The sequence below is a fragment of the Pseudomonas sp. BN505 genome (genome assembly GCF_029873175.1).
GTDB lineage: Bacteria > Pseudomonadota > Gammaproteobacteria > Pseudomonadales > Pseudomonadaceae > Aquipseudomonas > Aquipseudomonas putida.
The window spans coordinates 81,907-99,819 of the sequence record NZ_SSOI01000022.1; the positions used below are offsets into that span (position 1 = coordinate 81,907).

Here is a 17,913-nt window from a genome sequence, read left to right on the forward strand (position 1 = left end):
CCTCCCAGACACACAGCGACATATTGTCGGCTTGACTTTGCCAATCCCTACACAATTCCTGTAAAGTTGACGCACAAGTCAGCTTTTCCCGCTAGCACTAGAATCAAAAATAGGGCAGGCCCCCAACTGCCCAGAGGATCAAGCATGTCCAACCGTGATATTTCCAGGCGCGCCTTCTTGCAAGGCGGCCTGATCGCTGGTGTCGGCGTGACCATGGCGCCACTTGGCAGCCAGGCATTCGCCGCACTGATGGAGGAACGCGTCACCACCTCGCCGCAGAAGTGGATGAGCCATGACGGCAAGGCGCGCTTCCGTAACGATGCCTTGTCCAAGGTGTGCGGCGACAAAGTGTTCGCCCGCGATATCCGCGCCAAGGACATGCCCGGCTGGCCCACGCAGCAGGGCCATGCGCTGCTGCTCAAGGCGACCAAGGCCGACCGTATCTATGCCGGTCACGACCTCAGCCTGCTCGGTGCCGAGCTGCAGCCTGACCGCATCGTTACCGCCGCCGATCTCGAGAAAGACGGCATTGCCTGGCCGGAAGCCCATTCGCCCGACCCGCTGCTGCCGCCCGGCAAGGTGCCGATGTTCATCGGCCACCCGGTGGCGATTTTGATCTGGCACGACTTCGAGCGCTTCCGCCAAGCCAAGCGCAAGCTGCAGTTCAACGAAAAGGCGATCCGTTACGGCGCCCAGGCGCCGCTGTACCAGCGCGACCCTTACGGCAGCTTTCGCTTCGTGCGGGTGGGCGGTGCCACGCCGTTTGACGACGATGAGTTCTCCAGCCTGAAGAATTCCATGCTGTTCCCGACCATTCTCAACCGCAAGCCGGTGTGGTCGAAGCAGCCCAACCAGCACGGGGACCTCACCGAGCAGGGGCTGTTCTACGCCAATCGCATGGCCGAGCAGCTGGACAACCCGCCCCAGGACTGGCTGGTGTTCGACGAGCGCTACAAGACGCCGTCCATCGAACCCGCCGCGCTGGAACCGGACAACGGCAACGGCTGGTACGACCCGGCCAGCGGCACGCTGCACTTCGTGGTTGCCACCCAGTGCCCGTTCGAAGTGGCGCAGGAATGCGTGCACATGATCAAGCCGTCGCGCTTCGCCCTGAACACGCTGAACATGCACCCGGGCTATACCGTGGGCTACGGCTCGAAAGACAACAACATCTTCGTCTTCTACGCCGCCGTGGCTGCGCTGTATGGCGCCGGCGTGCCGATCCGCCTGGCCAATGACCGTTACGAGCAGTTCCAGAGCGGCATCAAGCGCCATGCCTTCGATATCCGCTACCAGCTGGCCGTGGACAAGAAGGACAACAGCTTCAAGATCTTCCGCGCCGACATGAGCTGCGACGGCGGCGGGCGCATCAACTACAGCCCGTCCGTAGCCGCGGTAGGCGCCACTGCTGCGCAGTCGATCTATTACATGCCGCAGAACGACCTGTCGGTTACCGCCTACTATTCCCGCGGTGTCGAGGCCGGCTCCATGCGCGGCTACGGCACCTTGCAGAGCATGGCTGCCACCGAGATGATGGTGGACGAAATCGCAGGCCGCCTGGGCGTCGATGCCATCGACCTGCGCCGTGCCAACGCGCTGAAATCGGGCATGAAGAACACCCAGGGCGCGGTCCCGGCGGGCGCGCTGCGTCTGTACGAGATTCTCGACAAGGCCGCCGTGCACGACTGGTGGCGCAACCGCGACGCACGCAAGCAGCAGATGGATGCGCAAGACCAGGACCACTGGTACGGCGTGGGCTTTGCGATTTGCCAGAAGGACTTCGGCACCGGTTCCGAAGCACCGATGGCCAGCATCGAGTTCAGCCGCGACGGCCGCATCAGCCTGCGCCACATCGGCACCGAGTTGGGCACCGGCATGTCTACCTCCCAGGCCCTGGTGGTCAGCGACTTCCTGGGGCGCTCGGCTGACGAGGTGAGGACGGCGGTTACCGAATGGCCAGAGCTGCAACTGAGCACCAGCGGCAACCCGTACCTGATCAGCCAGCCCGAGCAGGACGCCGCGCTGCGCAACCCGCGCTGGGTCGGCAAGCTGGCGTCGCCATCGTCGGCGACCAACTCGGCTTTCTACTTCAGCCATGCCACCCGCGAAGCGGCGCGCGTGCTGTTCAACCACGGCCTGTGGCCGGCGGCCATGGCCATCTGGAGCCAGGGCCCTCATGGCGGCCAGGCCAACCCGCTGGTGGTGCGCCGCGAGAACGCGGTGTGGGTCAACGGCGAGCTGACCGGTAACGGCCTGCAGCCGATCCCGTTCGCCCAGCTGGCACAGAAGGCCCACGACATGGGCCTGGTCACCGGCGCCAGCGTGCACGGTTTCAACCGTTGGAGCTGGGCCGAGGCCGACTTCGTCATCGACGGCGTGCGCGAGCGCTTCCCGCTTGACGCCGTGGCGGTGAAATACGGCGATGGCGCGGTGAGCGCCAAGAAGGCGCAGATGAGCAGCCACGGTTACCACCTGCTCGACCGGCAGAACGCTGCCTACCCCGACACCCAGCTGAACAATGCCATGGTTACCTACTACAGCCCGGTGGCGACCATTGTTGAAGTCAAGGTGAACAAGGGCACCCATGAAGTGCAGGTGCTCAACCACCACAGCTGGGTCGAATGCGGCCGAGTGTTGGTACCGGAGCTGGTCAAGGGCCAGCTCGAAGGCGGTATCGCCATGGGCATCGGCCACGCGCTGACCGAAGAAATGCCGATGTACGAGGGCGGGCCCGGGGAGGGCGACTGGAACTTCAACCGCTACCGCCTGCCGCATGCGCGTGACGTGGCGGTGTGGAAGCAGACCAGTGAAATCCTCCCGCCGCTGTCACCGACCGACCCGTCCAAGGGCATTGCCGAAGTGGTGATGATCCCGGTCGTGGGGGCCATCGGCAATGCCGTCGCCCATGCCATTGGCAAGCGCGTGCGCGATCTTCCCATCACTCCAGCCCGTATCAAGGAGGCCCTCAATGGCTAACCGTCCACTGCAACTGACCCTCAACGGTCAACCGGTCGGCTCGGTCGAGGTCCCCGCTGACCTGGCGATGATCGACTACCTGCACGAACACCAGAACCTCACCGGCTCGCGCCTGGGCTGTGGCCAGGGCATCTGCCATGCCTGTGTGGTGATCGTCGACAACCCCGACGGCACCAGCGAAGAAGTGCGCACCTGCATCACCGGCGCCCACTACTTTGAGGGCAAGAAGGTACGCACCATCGAGGGCCACGCCAAACCGGACGCGGCTGGTAACCTCACGCTGAACCCGATCCAGCAGAAGTTCGTCGACCTGTTCGCCTTCCAGTGCAGCTACTGCGCGCCGGGCTTCGTCAACGCCGCTACCGTGCTGGTGGAAACCGCCCAGCGCCAGCCATTGAAGAAGAGCGAAGTGGAAGACCGCATCGAGGCCAGCCTCGGCCACCACATCTGCCGCTGCACCGGCTACGTGCGTTATTACGACGCCACCCGCAAGGTGCTCAACGATCTTGGCCTGGTCAAGGAGGGTTGAGCATGGGCTTCGTTCGTAACGCACTGGCATTGGCCTTTGCCGTCAGTTCAATGGCCCTGGCGGTCAGCTCGGTTGCCCAAGCGGCCGACGAGGCTCAGGTCAAGCGCGGTGAGTACCTGGCACGCGCGGCCGACTGCATGGCCTGCCACACCGCCGAAGGCGGCGCGCCGTATGCCGGCGGCCTGCCGATCCATTCACCGTTCGGTACCATTTATGGCAGCAACATTACCCCGGACAAGCAGTACGGCATCGGCAACTACAGCGCCGACGAGTTCTTCGCCGCAGTCACCCAGGGCAAGCGCAAGGACGGCGCCAATCTGTATCCGGCGATGCCTTACACCTCGTACCACCTGATCAAGCGTGAAGATTCGGACGCGATCCTCGCCTACCTGATGACCATACCGCCGATCAACCGCCCGGCACCGCAGACCGCGTTGCGCTTCCCGTTCAATGTGCGGATGGGCCTGAGTGGCTGGAACATGCTGTATGGCAAGAGCGTGCAGCTGCAGCCAACCGAAGGCAAAAGCCCGGCCTGGCAGCGTGGCCAGTACATGGTTGAAGTCATGGGCCATTGTGGCGAATGCCATACCCCGCGCAACCCCATCGGCGCGTTGCAGCAGGACCAGCGCATGACCGGCGGCCTGCTGGGCGGCTACCTGGCGCCGAGCCTGCTGGCCCAGGACCTGGCCGAGCGCGGCTGGACCCAGCCAGACCTGACCACCTTCCTCAAGCATGGCATCAGCGCCCAGGGCAGCATGTTCAACGAGATGTTCCCGGTGGTGCACCACAGCACCCAACACCTGGAAGATGCCGACCTGGCGGCCATGGCCACCTACCTGCTGGGCGACCAGCCACCGCCGGCCAAGGCCATCCAGGCCGTTGCCCTGGAGCAGATGAGCGACAGCGCCAAGCGCGGCCACCAGCAGTACCTCAACGTTTGCGCCGGTTGCCATGGTGTCGACGGCGAGGGCAAGCCGCACATTGCCGTGGCCATGCAGGGCAACACCGTGCTGCGCCAGGGTGACTCGCGCAACCTGGTCAAGGTCATCCTCGAAGGCATCCGTGAGCAGCAGTTCACAGGCTTCGAGCGCATGCAGCCGATGCCGGGCTTTGCCGACAAGCTTGATGACCAGCAGGTGACGGATATGGTCAACTACCTGCGCCAGGCCTGGGGTGGACTGCCCGGTGACCTGAACGTACAGCAGCTCGCCGAGCTGAAGGCGGAGTAAACGTGCAGCATCTCGATCTACAGGTGGTTCGCCGGGCCTTGCAGTGGTCGTGCAACGGTCAGCGGGTGTGGTTGTGCACGGTGCTTGCCACCTACGGCTCGGCGCCCCGCGCGCCGGGCTCGCTGCTGGCTGTCAATGCCAGCGGCCAATGGCTGGGGTCGTTGTCCGGTGGCTGTGTCGAAGACGATTTCCTCGAACGCGTGGCCCTGGGTGAATTCCCGGAGCCGGTTGCCATCGTGCGTTACGGCGATGGCAGTGATTCGCGTTCGAGCATCCGCTTGCCGTGTGGCGGCGTGCTTGAAGTGCTGGTGGAGAACCTGCCGGCCGAGTGCGAGGTGCAGGCGCACCTGCGTCAGCTGGAAAGCGCGCTGCTGGGCCAGCGTCGGGTGCTGCGTGAAGTGAGCCTGCCGGACGGTACCCGCCAGCTGGCCGATGACCATTGCCAGGGGCCACGCGTCGAGCGGGATAACGCCCGTGTTCGCCTGCGTGTCGGTGCCGCCCAGCGCCTGCTGCTGGCCGGCTATTCCAGCGTGGCGCATTTTTGCGCCGAGTTCGGCAGGGGCATGGGGTTTGAAGTCATCCTTTGCGAGCCGCGGGACGAAGTGCTGGATGGCGTGCGGCTGGACGGCATCGAAGTGCGCCGCGAGCTGCCGTCGGAGTTCATCTTCAATGGCGGTTGCCATGCCGATACGGCAGTGGTCGCGCTGACCCACGACCCGAAGATCGATGACCTGGCCATGCTCGAGGCGGTGCGCACCGAGGCGTTCTATATCGGTGTGATGGGCTCCCGGGTGACCTCCGACAAGCGCCGCGAGCGCTTGCAGCGCATCGGCGGCCTGGGTGAAGGGGAATTGGGCCGTATCCATGCCCCGATCGGCCTCAACCTGGGCAGCAAGACCCCGGCCGAGATCGCGCTGGCGGTGTTGGCCGATATCCTGCGGGTGCGCAACGGCATTGCGCGGGGGGCGCTGTGAGCGTGGTGGCCCTGGTGCTGGCGGCTGGGCGCGGCATGCGTTTCGGTTCCGACAAGCGCCGGGCGACCCTGGCCGATGGCCGCAGCTTGCTGGCGCATACCGTGGAGCGGGCCCGGGCGGTATTCGATGACGTGCGTGTGGTGTTGCGCGAGGGTGAACGGGGGGAGGATTTTGGCTTGCCAGGCGATTGCCGGGTAATCGTCAGCCCCGACGCCGCCTCGGGCATGGGGCACAGCCTGGCGGCCGGCGCTCGGTCCTTGCTCGACAGCTCGGCCCCGGCAGTGGCGATTTTGCTGGGCGACATGCCGTGGATTGAGCCGGCAACCCTGCACCAGCTGGCCGCAGCGGCCTCGGCTTCGACCATCGTGTTGCCACGCCATGCGGGGCAGCAGGGGCATCCGGTGATTTTCGGGCGTGATTTCTGGCCTGTACTGGGGCAGTTGTCCGGCGATGAAGGGGCGCGGGCGGTGGTACAGGCCAACCGGGGCAGTTGTGTGGTAATCGAACTGGGAGATGCCGGGGTCTTGCTGGATGTCGATACGCCACAGGGGTTGATGTAGGGCCTAATGGTTCGCCACAACATTTTCAGCGCCTATCCGATCGAGCGCAGCTCGCGATGCGCCGCGCGGGCGGCGCTCGATCCCGCAGGCGCTGCAGGTGTCAAGGCAAACACCAAACGCCCCACAAGGTCCATAATGCCCCCTTAATCCGCCCAAGGTGCAATGCCAGCCACACCACTCCGGGAGCCCCACCATGCACGTTCTGCTCTGCGAGGACGACGACCTGATCGCCGCCGGCATCTGCGCCGGCCTTACCGCCCAGGGCCTGACCGTGGACCGGGTGGGCAATGCCGCCGATGCGCGGGCGATGCTGCAGGCCGCGCAGTTCGACGTGATGATCCTCGACCTCGGCCTGCCCGACGAAGACGGCCTCAAGCTGCTGCGTCGCCTGCGCCAGCAGGGGGTGGACTTGCCAGTGCTGGTGCTCACTGCCCGCGATGCCGTCACCGACCGCGTCGATGGCCTGCAGGCCGGCGCCGACGACTACCTGCTCAAGCCGTTCGACCTGCGCGAACTGGCCGCTCGCCTGCATACCCTGCTGCGGCGGGTGGCCGGGCGGGCGGTGAATGTGATCGAGCACGGGCCGTTGCGGTATGACCCCAGCAGCTGCGAGGCGAGCCTGGCCGGGCAGCCCGTCGACCTGTCCCGCCGTGAGCAGGCCTTGCTCCAGGCACTGCTGCAGAACCCCGGGCGGGTGCTGTCCGGCGAACAACTGAAAGACTGCGTGTACGGCTTCAGCGACGAAGTCGAAAGCAACGCCCTGAACGTGCATATCCACCACCTGCGACGCAAGCTTGGCAACGGCATCGTCGAGACTGTGCGTGGCCTGGGTTACCGGCTGGGCCCGGCGCAGGCACCGGAAGAGGCTGCATCATGAGCCTGCGGGTTCGCCTGAGCCTGATCCTGGGCAGCGCTTTCGTGATCATCTGGGCGCTGGCCGCGGCGTGGATGCTGCGTGACCTGCGCCAGCAGATGATGTTTTCCCTCGACCAGCGCCTGGTGGCATCGGCGCGTATGGTCGCCGGGCTGATCGACCAGTTGCCGCAATCGCTGACCGCCAAGGGGGGAGAGGCGCACTTCTCTGCCGACCAGTTCAGTGTGCCGGACGGCATGGCCTGCCAGGTCAGTTCTCTGCGTGGCGAGATCCTCGCCAGCAACCACAAGCACGATGGCGCTATGGACGACGAGCGCAGCGGCTTCCGTGACCAGACCATCGACGATGCACTGTGGCGCACCTTCACCTACAACCACGGTGATGTGCGCATCACCACTGCCGACCGGCACATGGAGCGCGAGGCGCTTAACCAGTCGATTCTGCTGGCGGCGTCGGCACCCGTGCTGATGGCCTTGCTCGGCAGCCTGGGGCTGTTGTGGATCGGCCTGGGTAAAGGCCTGGAACCCCTCAACCGCATGCGCGACGCCTTGCGCCGACGGCGAGCGGACAGTGTCGAGCCGTTGCAGGTGGCGGGCATGCCCAGCGAGTTGCAGCCCTTGCTGGAAACCCAGAACCAGCTGTTCCTGCGCATTGCCCAGACCATCGAGCGCGAGCGGCGCCTGACCGACGATGCCGCCCACGAACTGCGCAGCCCGCTGACCGCGATCAAGACCCACCTGCAGGTGGCACGCATGACCGATGGCGCGGTGCGCGAGCAGGCGCTGGAGCATGCCGAGCAGGGCACCGATCGCATGCACCGCACGCTGGAGCAGTTGCTGATGCTGGCGCGGGTAGAAGGCAGCCTGTCCTTTGAAGATGGTGTGCAGTGCAGTGCCGAGCAGGTGGCCCGCCAGGCAGTGCAGGACGCCGGTGGGGGTGACAACCGTCGTATCGTGCTACGTCTGCCTGAAGCAGCCACTCAGATCTATCTGGGCATGCCCGCACCGTTGGCGGTGGCCGCGCTGCGCAACCTGCTGGACAACGCACTGCGCCATGGCGGCGACGAGGCGGTGGAGCTGGAGGTGCAGATGGCCGACGGCCAGGTGGGCTTCATGGTGCGCGACCACGGGCCTGGGATTGCCGAAGCCGACCTTGAGCACCTGACCGAGCGCTTCTGGCGAAATGGGCAGAGCGGGGGCTGCGGGTTGGGGTTGGCGATTGTCCAGGCGATCGTGCAACGTTGTGCCGGTAGCCTGCGCTTTGACAGCCGTAGTGATGGGTTGCGGGTGCTCTTGCAAGTACCGGCGCGCTCCGGGCATTGATCTTTATCGTCTGTGCGGGCCTCTTCGCGGGTGAACCCGCTCCCACAGGTACTGCGCAGGCTTCCAGAGCGGTGCGATTCCTGTGGGAGCGGGTTTACCCGCGAAGAGGCCGCTGCAGGCAAAGTAAAATCCAGTAACAACCGCTAAATCCTCCCGGCACTCAAGCGTTTTCCAAGCGATAACTGCCCATTCGCTTGCTTGCGAGGATTTACCCATGTCCACCGCTTCCAGCCTTGCCCAGGTTGCACCGGTCAGCGCGTCGCAACCTTTGTACGAGTTTACCGAATCACCCCTGCTGCAACGCCAGCAACAGCAGGAGTCCAACGCCCGCAGCTACCCGCGGCGCATTCCGCTGGCGCTCAAGCGCGCCCGTGGCATCTATGTGGAGGATGTCGAAGGCCGCCAGTTCATCGATTGCCTGGCCGGCGCCGGTACGCTCGCGTTGGGCCACAACCACCCGGTGGTGGTCGAGGCCATCCAGCGTGTGCTGGCCGATGAGCTGCCCCTGCACACCCTGGACCTGACCACGCCGGTCAAGGACCGCTTCGTCCAGGACCTGTTCGGCATCCTGCCCGAGGCGCTGCGCCGCGAGGCCAAGGTGCAGTTCTGCGGCCCGACCGGCACCGATGCCGTGGAGGCGGCGCTCAAGCTGGTACGCACGGCTACCGGTCGCAGCACGGTGCTGGCCTTTCATGGCGCCTACCACGGCATGAGCCAGGGCGCGCTGAGCCTTATGGGCAGCAACGGGCCGAAACAGCCGCTGGGCGCCTTGCTCGGCAACGGCGTGCAGTTCATGCCGTACCCCTACGATTACCGCTGCCCGTTTGGCTTGGGCGGCGAAGCGGGGGTCAGGGCCAACCTGCATTACCTGGAAAACTTGCTGCTCGACCCAGAAAGCGGCGTGCCACTTCCGGCGGCGGTGATCCTTGAGGTGGTGCAGGGCGAGGGGGGGGTGATCCCGGCCGATATTGAATGGCTCAGGGGTGTGCGCCGTATCACCGAGCAGGCCGGTGTGGCGCTGATCATCGACGAGATCCAGAGCGGTTTTGCCCGCACCGGGCGCATGTTCGCCTTCGAGCATGCCGGCATCGTGCCGGACGTGGTCACCTTGTCCAAGGCCATTGGCGGCAGCCTGCCGTTGGCGGTGGTGGTGTACCGCGACTGGCTGGATACCTGGAAGCCGGGCGCACATGCCGGCACCTTCCGTGGCAACCAGATGGCCATGGCGGCGGGGTCGGCGGTAATCAACTACCTGGTCGAGCACCGCCTGGCCGAACACGCCGAGGCTATGGGGCAGCGCTTGCGCCAGCACCTGCTGCAGTTGCAGCGCGATTATCCGCAACTGGGTGATGTGCGCGGGCGTGGCTTGATGCTTGGGGTCGAACTGGTTGACCCACAGGGCAATGCGGATGCATTGGGTCACCCGCTGGCCAACCGCGAGCTGGCGGCCAAGGTGCAGCGTGAGTGCCTCAAGCGCGGCCTGATCCTGGAGCTGGGCGGGCGTCATGGTGCGGTGGTGCGCTTCCTGCCGCCACTGATCATCAGCGCAGAGCAGGTTGATGAAGTGGCGCAGCGTTTTGCCGAGGCATTGATCGCGGCGGTCTGAATCATGGCGGGGGCCGCCTTGCGGCCCTTTCGCCGGCAAGCCAGCTCCCACAGCTACAGTGTAAGCCTTCTGGTCGGCGCTGTTCCTGTGGGAGCTGGCTTGCCGGCGAAAGGGGCGCAAAGCGCCCCCAGTTATTTCCAGTCAATCAAAGGTCCGCCCGGCCCGCCAATAGCCCATCAAGGTCAGGCACTCGCGCTGCAGCCCGCGTTCCTTGATCAGGTAGCGGCGAATATCCATGACTGTCGCTGATTCCCCCGCCACCCAGGCATGGAACGCACTGTTGGCGCTACTGGCCTGCTCCCACAGTATCCGCGTGTCGATATCCACCGCTTCCAGCTTTACCTGCGGCGCGGCTTGCACCTGCGGCAGGCTGGCCAGTTCGCGCACTGCATGCTGCATGGCCTGGCCATGCTCGCAATTGAGCAACTCGCGGGGCAACCAGTGAATGTGGCTAGCATTGCCATGGCGCAAAGGCAGGCAGTCAGCCTCCAGCGGTACCTCGATGAACGCTTGCACGGCCAACTCGGGCTGGTCGTCGGCCAGTTGCTCAAGAATGCCGGCAATGGCCGGCAGCGCGGTTTCGTCACCGACCAGCAGAATGTTGCGCACCCCCTGCGGCGGTTTCCATTCATAGCCGCCGTTGTCACCCTCATAGGCCAGGTTGGGCGCCACCATCTGCAAGCTGTCACCCACCTGCGCGTGGGTGGCCCAGGCCGAAGCAGGGCCGTTGACGCCATGCAGCACGAAGTCGATATCCACCTCCAGCGCTTTGCGGCGCAAGGTGCGGATGGTATAGGTGCGCATTGGCGGGCGCTGGTCTGGCGGCAAGGCGCTGTGTGCGGTCTTCCAGTGCAGATCGTTGCTCAGGTTGGGCAGTGAGCCGTCGGGTGCGGGAAACAGCAGCTTGACGCGCTGGTCCGGCGCCAAGGTGGTCATTTCGGCAACGTCCGGGCCGCCGAACACCAGGCGGGTCAGCGAAGGGCTGAGTGCGATCCGCCGCTTCAACTGCACATCGAACATCCGGTAGCTGGGGCGTTTGTCGGGGAGCGCTTGAGTGACCCGCTTGCGCAGGGTGTTGGCCAGGGTGGAGAGCATCGCGAGGGCCGCCTTCTGGAGGATGGGTATGACGATAAGACGAGTTGCCCCCCCGGCAATTTAATCGCGCAGCCTGGGGGCCTTGTGGGTGGCAGCCGCTAATTTTCGCCGACCACGATCCGTTCATTGGAGACCACCGAGCCCAGCTCCACGCCCACGTGACGGAAAATCGCCGATGAACCCAGAACACGCCATGAAACTCGCCAGCCGCTTTGTCAGGTTGCCTCTTGAAAAGCGCAGGATGTTCCTTGACGGTCTGCGCCGGGAGGCCATCGACTTCGCGGTGTTTCCGATCCCTTCGGGGGCCAGCGAGCCCGGGCGTGCCGAGCTTTCCTACGCCCAGCAGCGCATGTGGTTCGCCTGGCAACTGGCGCCGACCGGCAGCGCCTACCATATACCCATGGCCGTGCGCCTGCTCGGCCCCCTCGACCGGGCTGCGTTGCTGCGGGCCTTCGATGAACTGTTGCAGCGTCATGAAAGCCTGCGTACAGGTTTCTTCGAGGATGAACAGGGGGTGTACCAACAGGTTCTGCCGAAAGCCGAATTGAGCATGCAGGCATTCGATCTGTCCGCCCTCGAGCCCGCCGAGCGTGAATCGCGTCTGGCGGCCCTGAGCCAGGCGCAAGGCGACAGCCCCTTCGACCTGGCGCAGCCGCCGCTGCTGCGGGCTGCGCTGGTGCGCCTGGGCAGCGACGAGCAGGTGTTGCTGCTGACGCTGCACCATATCGTCGCCGACGGCTGGTCGATGAACCTTTTGATCAGTGAGCTGATCGGTGCGTATGAGCGAGCCTGTGGCGTGGCCCGGGCCGAGCCTGCGGCCTTACCCATCCAGTACCGGGACTTTGCCCTGTGGCAGCGTCAGTGGCTGGAAGCCGGTGGTCGCCAGGCCGACCTGGATTACTGGCTGGCACACTTGGGTGACACCGATGGTGCCCTGCGACTGCCCCTGCGCCGAGCCCGCTCTGCTGGCGAAGAACTGCAAGCGGCGCGCCTGGAAATCGACCTCGATCCGACGCTGACGGCACGCTTGAAGGCCCTTGCCGGACAGGAGCAGGTGACCTTGTTCATGCTCTTGCTAGCCGCCTACAAACTGCTGCTGCAGCGTTATGGCGGCCAGCGTTCGATCCGTGTTGCGGTGCCGGTGGCCAACCGCAACCGCGCCGAGGTCGAAGGCCTGATCGGCTGTTTCATCAACACCCAGCTGCTGGAGACCGAGCTGGACCCGGAGCTGGACCGTCGGGCCTTGCTGGCGCGGATCAAGGCCACCGCTCTGGGGGCCCAGGCCCATCAGGACCTGCCATTCGAGACCTTGGTGCGTGCCATGGGCAATGAGCGCCAGGGCGAGCCCTTCCAGGCCCTGTTCAACCACCAGGCCCAGGTGCTCGACGTCACCCGGCTGCAGACTGCTACCGGGCTGGTGCTCGAAGCGCTGCCGGCGCAGCGGCGTACCTGTCACTGCGAACTGATGCTGGAGAGCCATGAGCGCGGCGACCAGTTGCAGGCCCGCTTCACCTATGCCGCCGAGCTGTTCGAACCTGCCACCATTGAGCAGATGGCCGGCCACTGGCGGCAATTGCTGGAGCAACTGGTCGCCGCCACACCTGGCCCGGTGGGGGACTGGGCATTGGCGACGGCCGAGGCGCCAACGGTATCGAGCGCCTTTGCCGAGGTGATGGTTGACCAGCTCATCGATCAGGCGGCCCGCCGGCAGCCACAGCGGCTGGCTGTGGTGAGCGCCGGGCAATCCCTGAGCTATTCGGCCCTGGCCAAGCGCGCCGAGCGCCTGGCCATCGAGCTGCAAGGCCTGGGCGTTGGCCCGGAAACCCTGGTGGCGGTGCTGGCCGACCGCTCGGTGCAGATGGTTGCAGCGATCCTGGCGGTGCTCAAGGCCGGCGCGGCCTACCTGCCCCTGGACCCGGAGCTGCCCCGTCAGCGTCAGCTTGAGCTGCTGCGTGGCGCCGGGGTCAAGGTGCTGATCGCCAACGCCGATGTCGACCTGGGCTGCACCCGGGTGGCCCTGGACCAGCCGCTTGGCGAGACCACCGCCCGCTTACAGCCGCTGCCGGCCCGTTGGCCGGCGCAACTGGCCTATGTCATCTACACCTCAGGCAGCACCGGGCAGCCCAAGGGGGTGGGGGTTTCCCATGGCGCATTGGTGAATTACCTGGAGGGCATCGCCGGCCGACTGCCGCTGGCTGAAGTCGAGCAACTGGCGATGGTCTCCACCCCGGCGGCGGACCTTGGCCATACGGTATTCTTCAGCGCCCTGTGCCAGGGCAAGACCCTGCACCTGCTGGGCAAGGAGCAGGCCACCGATGCCGACGCCATGGCTGCCTACCTGAGCGAGCAGGCCGTCGACCTGCTGAAGATTGTGCCGTCCCACCTGCAGGCCTTGCTACGGGCCGAGGGCAGCGCAAAAGTGCTGCCACGCCGCTGCCTGGTGCTCGGCGGCGAGGCGCCAGGGCAGGGCTTGCTGGCCAGTGTCCGGGCCATGGCGCCGAACCTTGAATTGGTCAACCACTACGGCCCCACCGAAACCACTGTGGGGGTGCTGACCGCCAACCTGAGCGCGGCCGATGCGGTGGTCGAGCTGGGTCAGGCGCTGCCTGGCACTTGCGCCCGGGTGCTCGATGCCGGCCTGGCTCAGGTGCCGGAGCAGGGCCATGGCGAACTCTACATCGGCGGCGCCTGCCTGGCTCGAGGGTATATGGGCCAGCCGGGGCTGACCGCCGAACGCTTCGTACCCGATCCCCAGGGCCAGGGCGAGCGCCTCTATCGCAGCGGCGACCGCATCCGTCGGGCAGCGGGATTGAGGTTCGATGGGCGCGGCGATGGCCAGGTGAAGATTCGTGGGTACCGGGTCGAACTGGGCGAGGTCAACAGTCGCCTGCTGGCCCTTGCGGAGGTTGCCAGCGGCTGTGTCCGCGTTCATGAAGGCCGCCTGCTGGCCTGGGCCGTGCCTGCGTCGACTATGCCTGATTTTGCCGCGCGGGTACGCCAGGCCCTGGCCGCCTGCCTGCCTCAGGCCATGGTGCCGGAACAGGTGATTGAACTGGCCTGCCTGCCGTTGACCGGCAATGGCAAGGTAGACAGCAAAGCCTTGCCCCTGCCCGAACAGGATGCCGGCGCGGTGCGTTATCGGCCCGCTGAAACGCCCTTGCAGCAATGCCTGGCGCACATCTGGGCCGAGGTGCTGGAGCGCACCGAGGTGGGCCTGGACGATGGTTTCTTCGAGCTGGGCGGGCATTCCTTGCTGGCCACCCAGGTCATTTCCCGGGCCCGACGGGCGTTGGGGCTGGAAATCCCCCTGCGCAGCCTGTTCGACAGCCCCGACCTGGAAGGCTTCTGCGTGGCCGTGCAAGGCTTGGCCGAGCAGGGCCGGGCGGCTTCCGATATCCCGCGTTTGAGTCGCGAGCAGGCGTTGCCGCTGTCTCACGCCCAGCATCGGCAATGGCTGTTCTGGAAGCTGCAACCCGAGAGCAGTGCTTACCACACGCCTTTGTTGGTGCGCTTGAGCGGGGTGCTCGATGTGCCTGCCCTGGAGCAATCCTTGCAGGCCCTGGTGGACCGCCACGAAACCCTGCGCACGCTGTTCGAGGAGCAGGCCGGCGTACCCATGCAACGGGTACTGCCCCGTGTGAACCTGGTGCTGGCGCAGCAGGCCGCGGCCCGCGACGAGAGCGCCCTGCACGAGCAGATCGAAGCGCTGGTCCGTGAACCGTTCGACCTGGCCCGGGGCCCGCTGATCCGCGCCACGCTGCTGCGTCAGGGTGGCGACCAAGCCCTGATGGTGCTGGTATTGCACCATATCGTCTCCGATGGCTGGTCCATGGGGGTGATGGTGCGCGAGTGCCTGGCGCGTTACAACGCGGTTGTCAGCGGCCAGCCGCTGCAGCCGGTGCCGTTGGCGGTGCACTACGCCGACTACGCCGCCTGGCAGCGTGAGCAATTGGCCAGCCCGGCTGTGCGCGAGCAGTTGGATTACTGGAAAGCGCTGCTGCAGGATGATCTGGCGTTGCTCGACCTGCCTGCCGACCGGCCGCGGCCGCCGCGCCAGAGCCATCGGGGCGAGCGCGTCGAGGTGCGGGTGCCCGCCGAGCTGGTGCAGGGCTTGCGCCAGCTCGCAGTGCAGGCCAACGCCACCCTTTTCCATGTGTTCCTCGGCGCCTTCGCCGTGGTCCTCGGCCGCCACGCCGGGCGTGAGCGCCTCAACATCGGCGTACCGATGACCAACCGCAACCGCCTGGAGCTCGAAGGCCTGATCGGCTTCTTCGTCAATTCCGTGGTGCACCGTATCGAGCTGGACAACGCGCGCTCGTTCGACGACTTGCTGGCGCGGGTCAAGGAACAGGCCCTGCAAGCACAGGCCAACAAGGACGTGCCCTTCGATCAGGTGGTCGAGCAGTTGCAGCCTGAGCGTGGCCTGGACCACAACCCGTTGTTCCAGGTGATGTACAACCATCTGCGCGATGTTGGCGCCCGGGTCGACGGTGGCAGCGCCACGGGCCTGCGTATTGAAGAAGTGCCGCTGCCGGAGCGCACCGCCCAGTTCGACCTGACGCTGGACACCCTGGAGCGCAGCGATGGGGTGCTGGCGTCGTTCAACTTCGCCCTCGACCTGTTCGACCGCGCTCGCATCGAGCAACTGGCCGAGCACTGGCTCAATGCCTTGCGCGCGGCGCTCGCCAGCCCAGGGCAGGCCATCGGTGAGTGGCTGCTGTTGGGCGAGCCAGGCCTGGAGGCCAGCGTCTACCGCGCCCAGCCCGCGGGCTGGCGTCAGCAGGCGACCATTCACGGGCTCATCGAAGAGCGGGCAGCGGCCAACCCCGAGGCCCTGGCCCTGTGGTACCAGGACCGCCACTGCAGCTACGCCCAGCTCAATGCCCGGGGCAACCAGCTGGCCCGGGGCCTGCAGGCCCGGGGCGTGGGGGCCGGCAGCAAGGTCGCGGTGGCGTTACCGCGCACCCCGGACCTGGTCGCCGCGCTGCTGGCGATCTTCAAGCTGGGCGCGGCCTATATTCCGCTGGACCTGGCCTATCCCCAGGAGCGCCTGGCCTACATGCTCGAAGACAGTCAGGCGGGGCTGCTGCTGACCAGTCAGCACGTGGTCGATAGCCTGGCGCTGCAAGCGGGCCTGGAGGTGCTGGCGCTTGAACGCCTGGAGGTCAGCCACCTGGATGTCGACAACCTGCCGGCGGCTGCCGGCCCCGAGAGCCTGGCCTATGTAATCTACACCTCAGGCTCCACGGGCCGGCCCAAGGGCGTGATGATCGAGCACCGCAACCTTTGTGCCCTGATCGGCTGGAGTGCCGGCGTCTATGAGGACCTGCAAGGGGTACTGGCCAGCACCTCGATCTGTTTCGACCTGTCGGCCTGGGAGCTATTCGTGACCTTGGCCCTGGGCGGCTCCTTGGTGCTGGCCGACAACGCCCTGCACCTGCCGCAACTGCCGGCACGTGAGCGGGTGCGGCTGGTCAACACAGTACCCTCGGCGATCCGCGCCCTGTGCGAGGCCGGGCAGATTCCCGCCTCGGTGCGGGTAATCAACCTGGCGGGGGAACCCCTGGCCCAGGGCCTTGTGGAGGACCTCTACCGGCTGCCCGGGGTGGAGCGGGTGTTCGACCTGTACGGGCCATCGGAGGACACCACCTATTCCACCTGCACCCTGCGCCAGGCTGGGGGCCAAGCCAATATCGGGACGCCGATCGACAATACCGTCGGCTATATCCTCGACCAGGCCGGCCAGGTGGTGCAGGCCGGCTGGCCAGGCGAGCTGTACCTGGGCGGTGCCGGGTTGTCCCGGGGCTATCTGGGGCGTGCGGCGCTGACCGCCGAGAAGTTCGTGCCCGATCCGTTCTCGGCTCAACCCGGGCAGCGCGTGTACCGCACCGGCGATCAGGTCCGGCGCAATGCCGAAGGCGTGCTGGAGTACCTCGGGCGCCTGGATCACCAGGTTAAGATTCGCGGCTTCCGCATAGAGCTGGGCGAGATCGAGAGCCGCCTGGTGGCCCTGCCAGTGTTGGCCGAGTCAACCCTGCTGGCCGTCGACACGCCCACGGGCAAGCAACTGGTGGCCTACCTGGTGCCTCGCGACCCGGCCTGGTTGCAGGCCGCCGGCGAGCAGCGTCTGGCATTGTTCCAGCAGATACGGCAGCACCTGCAGCAGACCTTGCCCGAATACATGCTCCCAAGCCAGTGGGTACTGCTCGACAGGCTGCCGCAGACCCCCAATGGCAAGCTCGACCGCAAGGCCTTGCCCGCGCCGGAACTGGACGCCGGGGCGCGCCGCTACCGGGCGCCCGCCAGCGAGCTGGAGTGCCAGCTGGCGGCTGTCTGGTCTCAGGTGCTGGGCCTGGAGCGGGTGGGCCTGGACGACAACTTCTTCGAGCTCGGCGGGCACTCCTTGCTGGCCACCCGGGTCAGTGCCCAGGTACAGGCACAACTGGGGCTGGACCTGCCGCTTTCGGCGTTGTTCCAGGCCAGGGATCTGGCCGCCTATGCCGAAGGGGTGGCTGCCTGCCTGCCCGGCAGCCGAGCCGATCTGGACGAGCTGGAGGACCTGCTCAGCGACCTGGAAACCAGCTGATTCCGGGCTGGTTCCGGGCGCAATTCCCACCCCCTCGAAGGCCGCCGGCGGATTGGCTAAATCCCCGGCGGCCTTGCTCGTTCTCCCAAGTACATTCTGACGTGCGCCAGCCAGCAAGGCCCGCCGCGTCGGCGCCAATACGGATTTGAGGAGGGGCGTTTT

The 17,913-nt window shown here is 66.1% G+C and carries 10 protein-coding genes; 9 read left to right on the plus strand and 1 reads right to left on the minus strand.

Annotated features, from left to right (window positions below):
* The first annotated feature begins 144 nt into the window (after positions 1 to 144).
* The 8 genes from E8E78_RS04275 (at position 145) to E8E78_RS04310 (ending at position 10,070) form a co-directional block, all read left to right on the plus strand.
* On the plus strand, positions 145 to 2,976 hold the full coding sequence (locus E8E78_RS04275; RefSeq protein ID WP_049278165.1) for a xanthine dehydrogenase family protein molybdopterin-binding subunit: 2,832 nt from the start codon (positions 145 to 147) through the stop codon (positions 2,974 to 2,976).
* Complete coding sequence (locus tag E8E78_RS04280; protein ID WP_049278163.1) at positions 2,969 to 3,505, plus strand: (2Fe-2S)-binding protein; 537 nt, start codon at positions 2,969 to 2,971, stop codon at positions 3,503 to 3,505. The genes E8E78_RS04275 and E8E78_RS04280 overlap by 8 nt, the downstream gene beginning before the upstream one ends.
* A gap of 50 nt (positions 3,506 to 3,555) precedes the next feature.
* Positions 3,556 to 4,734 (plus strand): cytochrome c, encoded by a 1,179-nt coding sequence (locus E8E78_RS04285; protein WP_230676142.1) that lies wholly within the window; start codon positions 3,556 to 3,558, stop codon positions 4,732 to 4,734.
* Positions 4,735 to 4,736: 2 nt separating this feature from the next.
* Positions 4,737 to 5,708 carry an XdhC family protein gene (locus E8E78_RS04290; protein ID WP_049278159.1) on the plus strand — a complete coding sequence of 324 codons (972 nt, stop codon included), beginning with the start codon at positions 4,737 to 4,739 and terminating at the stop codon, positions 5,706 to 5,708.
* Positions 5,705 to 6,268 (plus strand): nucleotidyltransferase family protein, encoded by a 564-nt coding sequence (locus tag E8E78_RS04295; RefSeq protein WP_049278157.1) that lies wholly within the window; start codon positions 5,705 to 5,707, stop codon positions 6,266 to 6,268. The genes E8E78_RS04290 and E8E78_RS04295 overlap by 4 nt, the downstream gene beginning before the upstream one ends.
* A 193-nt stretch (positions 6,269 to 6,461) precedes the next feature.
* A complete protein-coding gene (locus E8E78_RS04300; protein WP_016498667.1) occupies positions 6,462 to 7,145 on the plus strand; it encodes a response regulator transcription factor in 684 nt (227 codons plus the stop codon).
* Complete coding sequence (locus E8E78_RS04305; protein WP_049278155.1) at positions 7,142 to 8,464, plus strand: ATP-binding protein; 1,323 nt, start codon at positions 7,142 to 7,144, stop codon at positions 8,462 to 8,464. Before E8E78_RS04300 ends, E8E78_RS04305 begins: the two co-directional genes overlap by 4 nt.
* Positions 8,465 to 8,678: 214 nt before the next feature.
* Positions 8,679 to 10,070 (plus strand): aspartate aminotransferase family protein, encoded by a 1,392-nt coding sequence (locus E8E78_RS04310; RefSeq protein WP_114942016.1) that lies wholly within the window; start codon positions 8,679 to 8,681, stop codon positions 10,068 to 10,070.
* Positions 10,071 to 10,211: 141 nt separating this feature from the next.
* Here E8E78_RS04310 and E8E78_RS04315 read toward each other — a convergent pair whose 3' ends face one another.
* Positions 10,212 to 11,165: a siderophore-interacting protein gene (locus E8E78_RS04315; protein ID WP_049277949.1), complete on the minus strand. Its 954-nt coding sequence runs from the start codon at positions 11,163 to 11,165 to the stop codon at positions 10,212 to 10,214.
* A 175-nt stretch (positions 11,166 to 11,340) separates the two neighbouring features.
* Here E8E78_RS04315 and E8E78_RS04320 point away from each other — a divergent pair, with 175 nt between their 5' ends.
* Entirely contained in the window at positions 11,341 to 17,751 is a 6,411-nt protein-coding gene (locus E8E78_RS04320) for a non-ribosomal peptide synthetase (protein ID WP_280313552.1), read from the plus strand.
* The last annotated feature ends 162 nt before the right edge of the window (positions 17,752 to 17,913 follow it).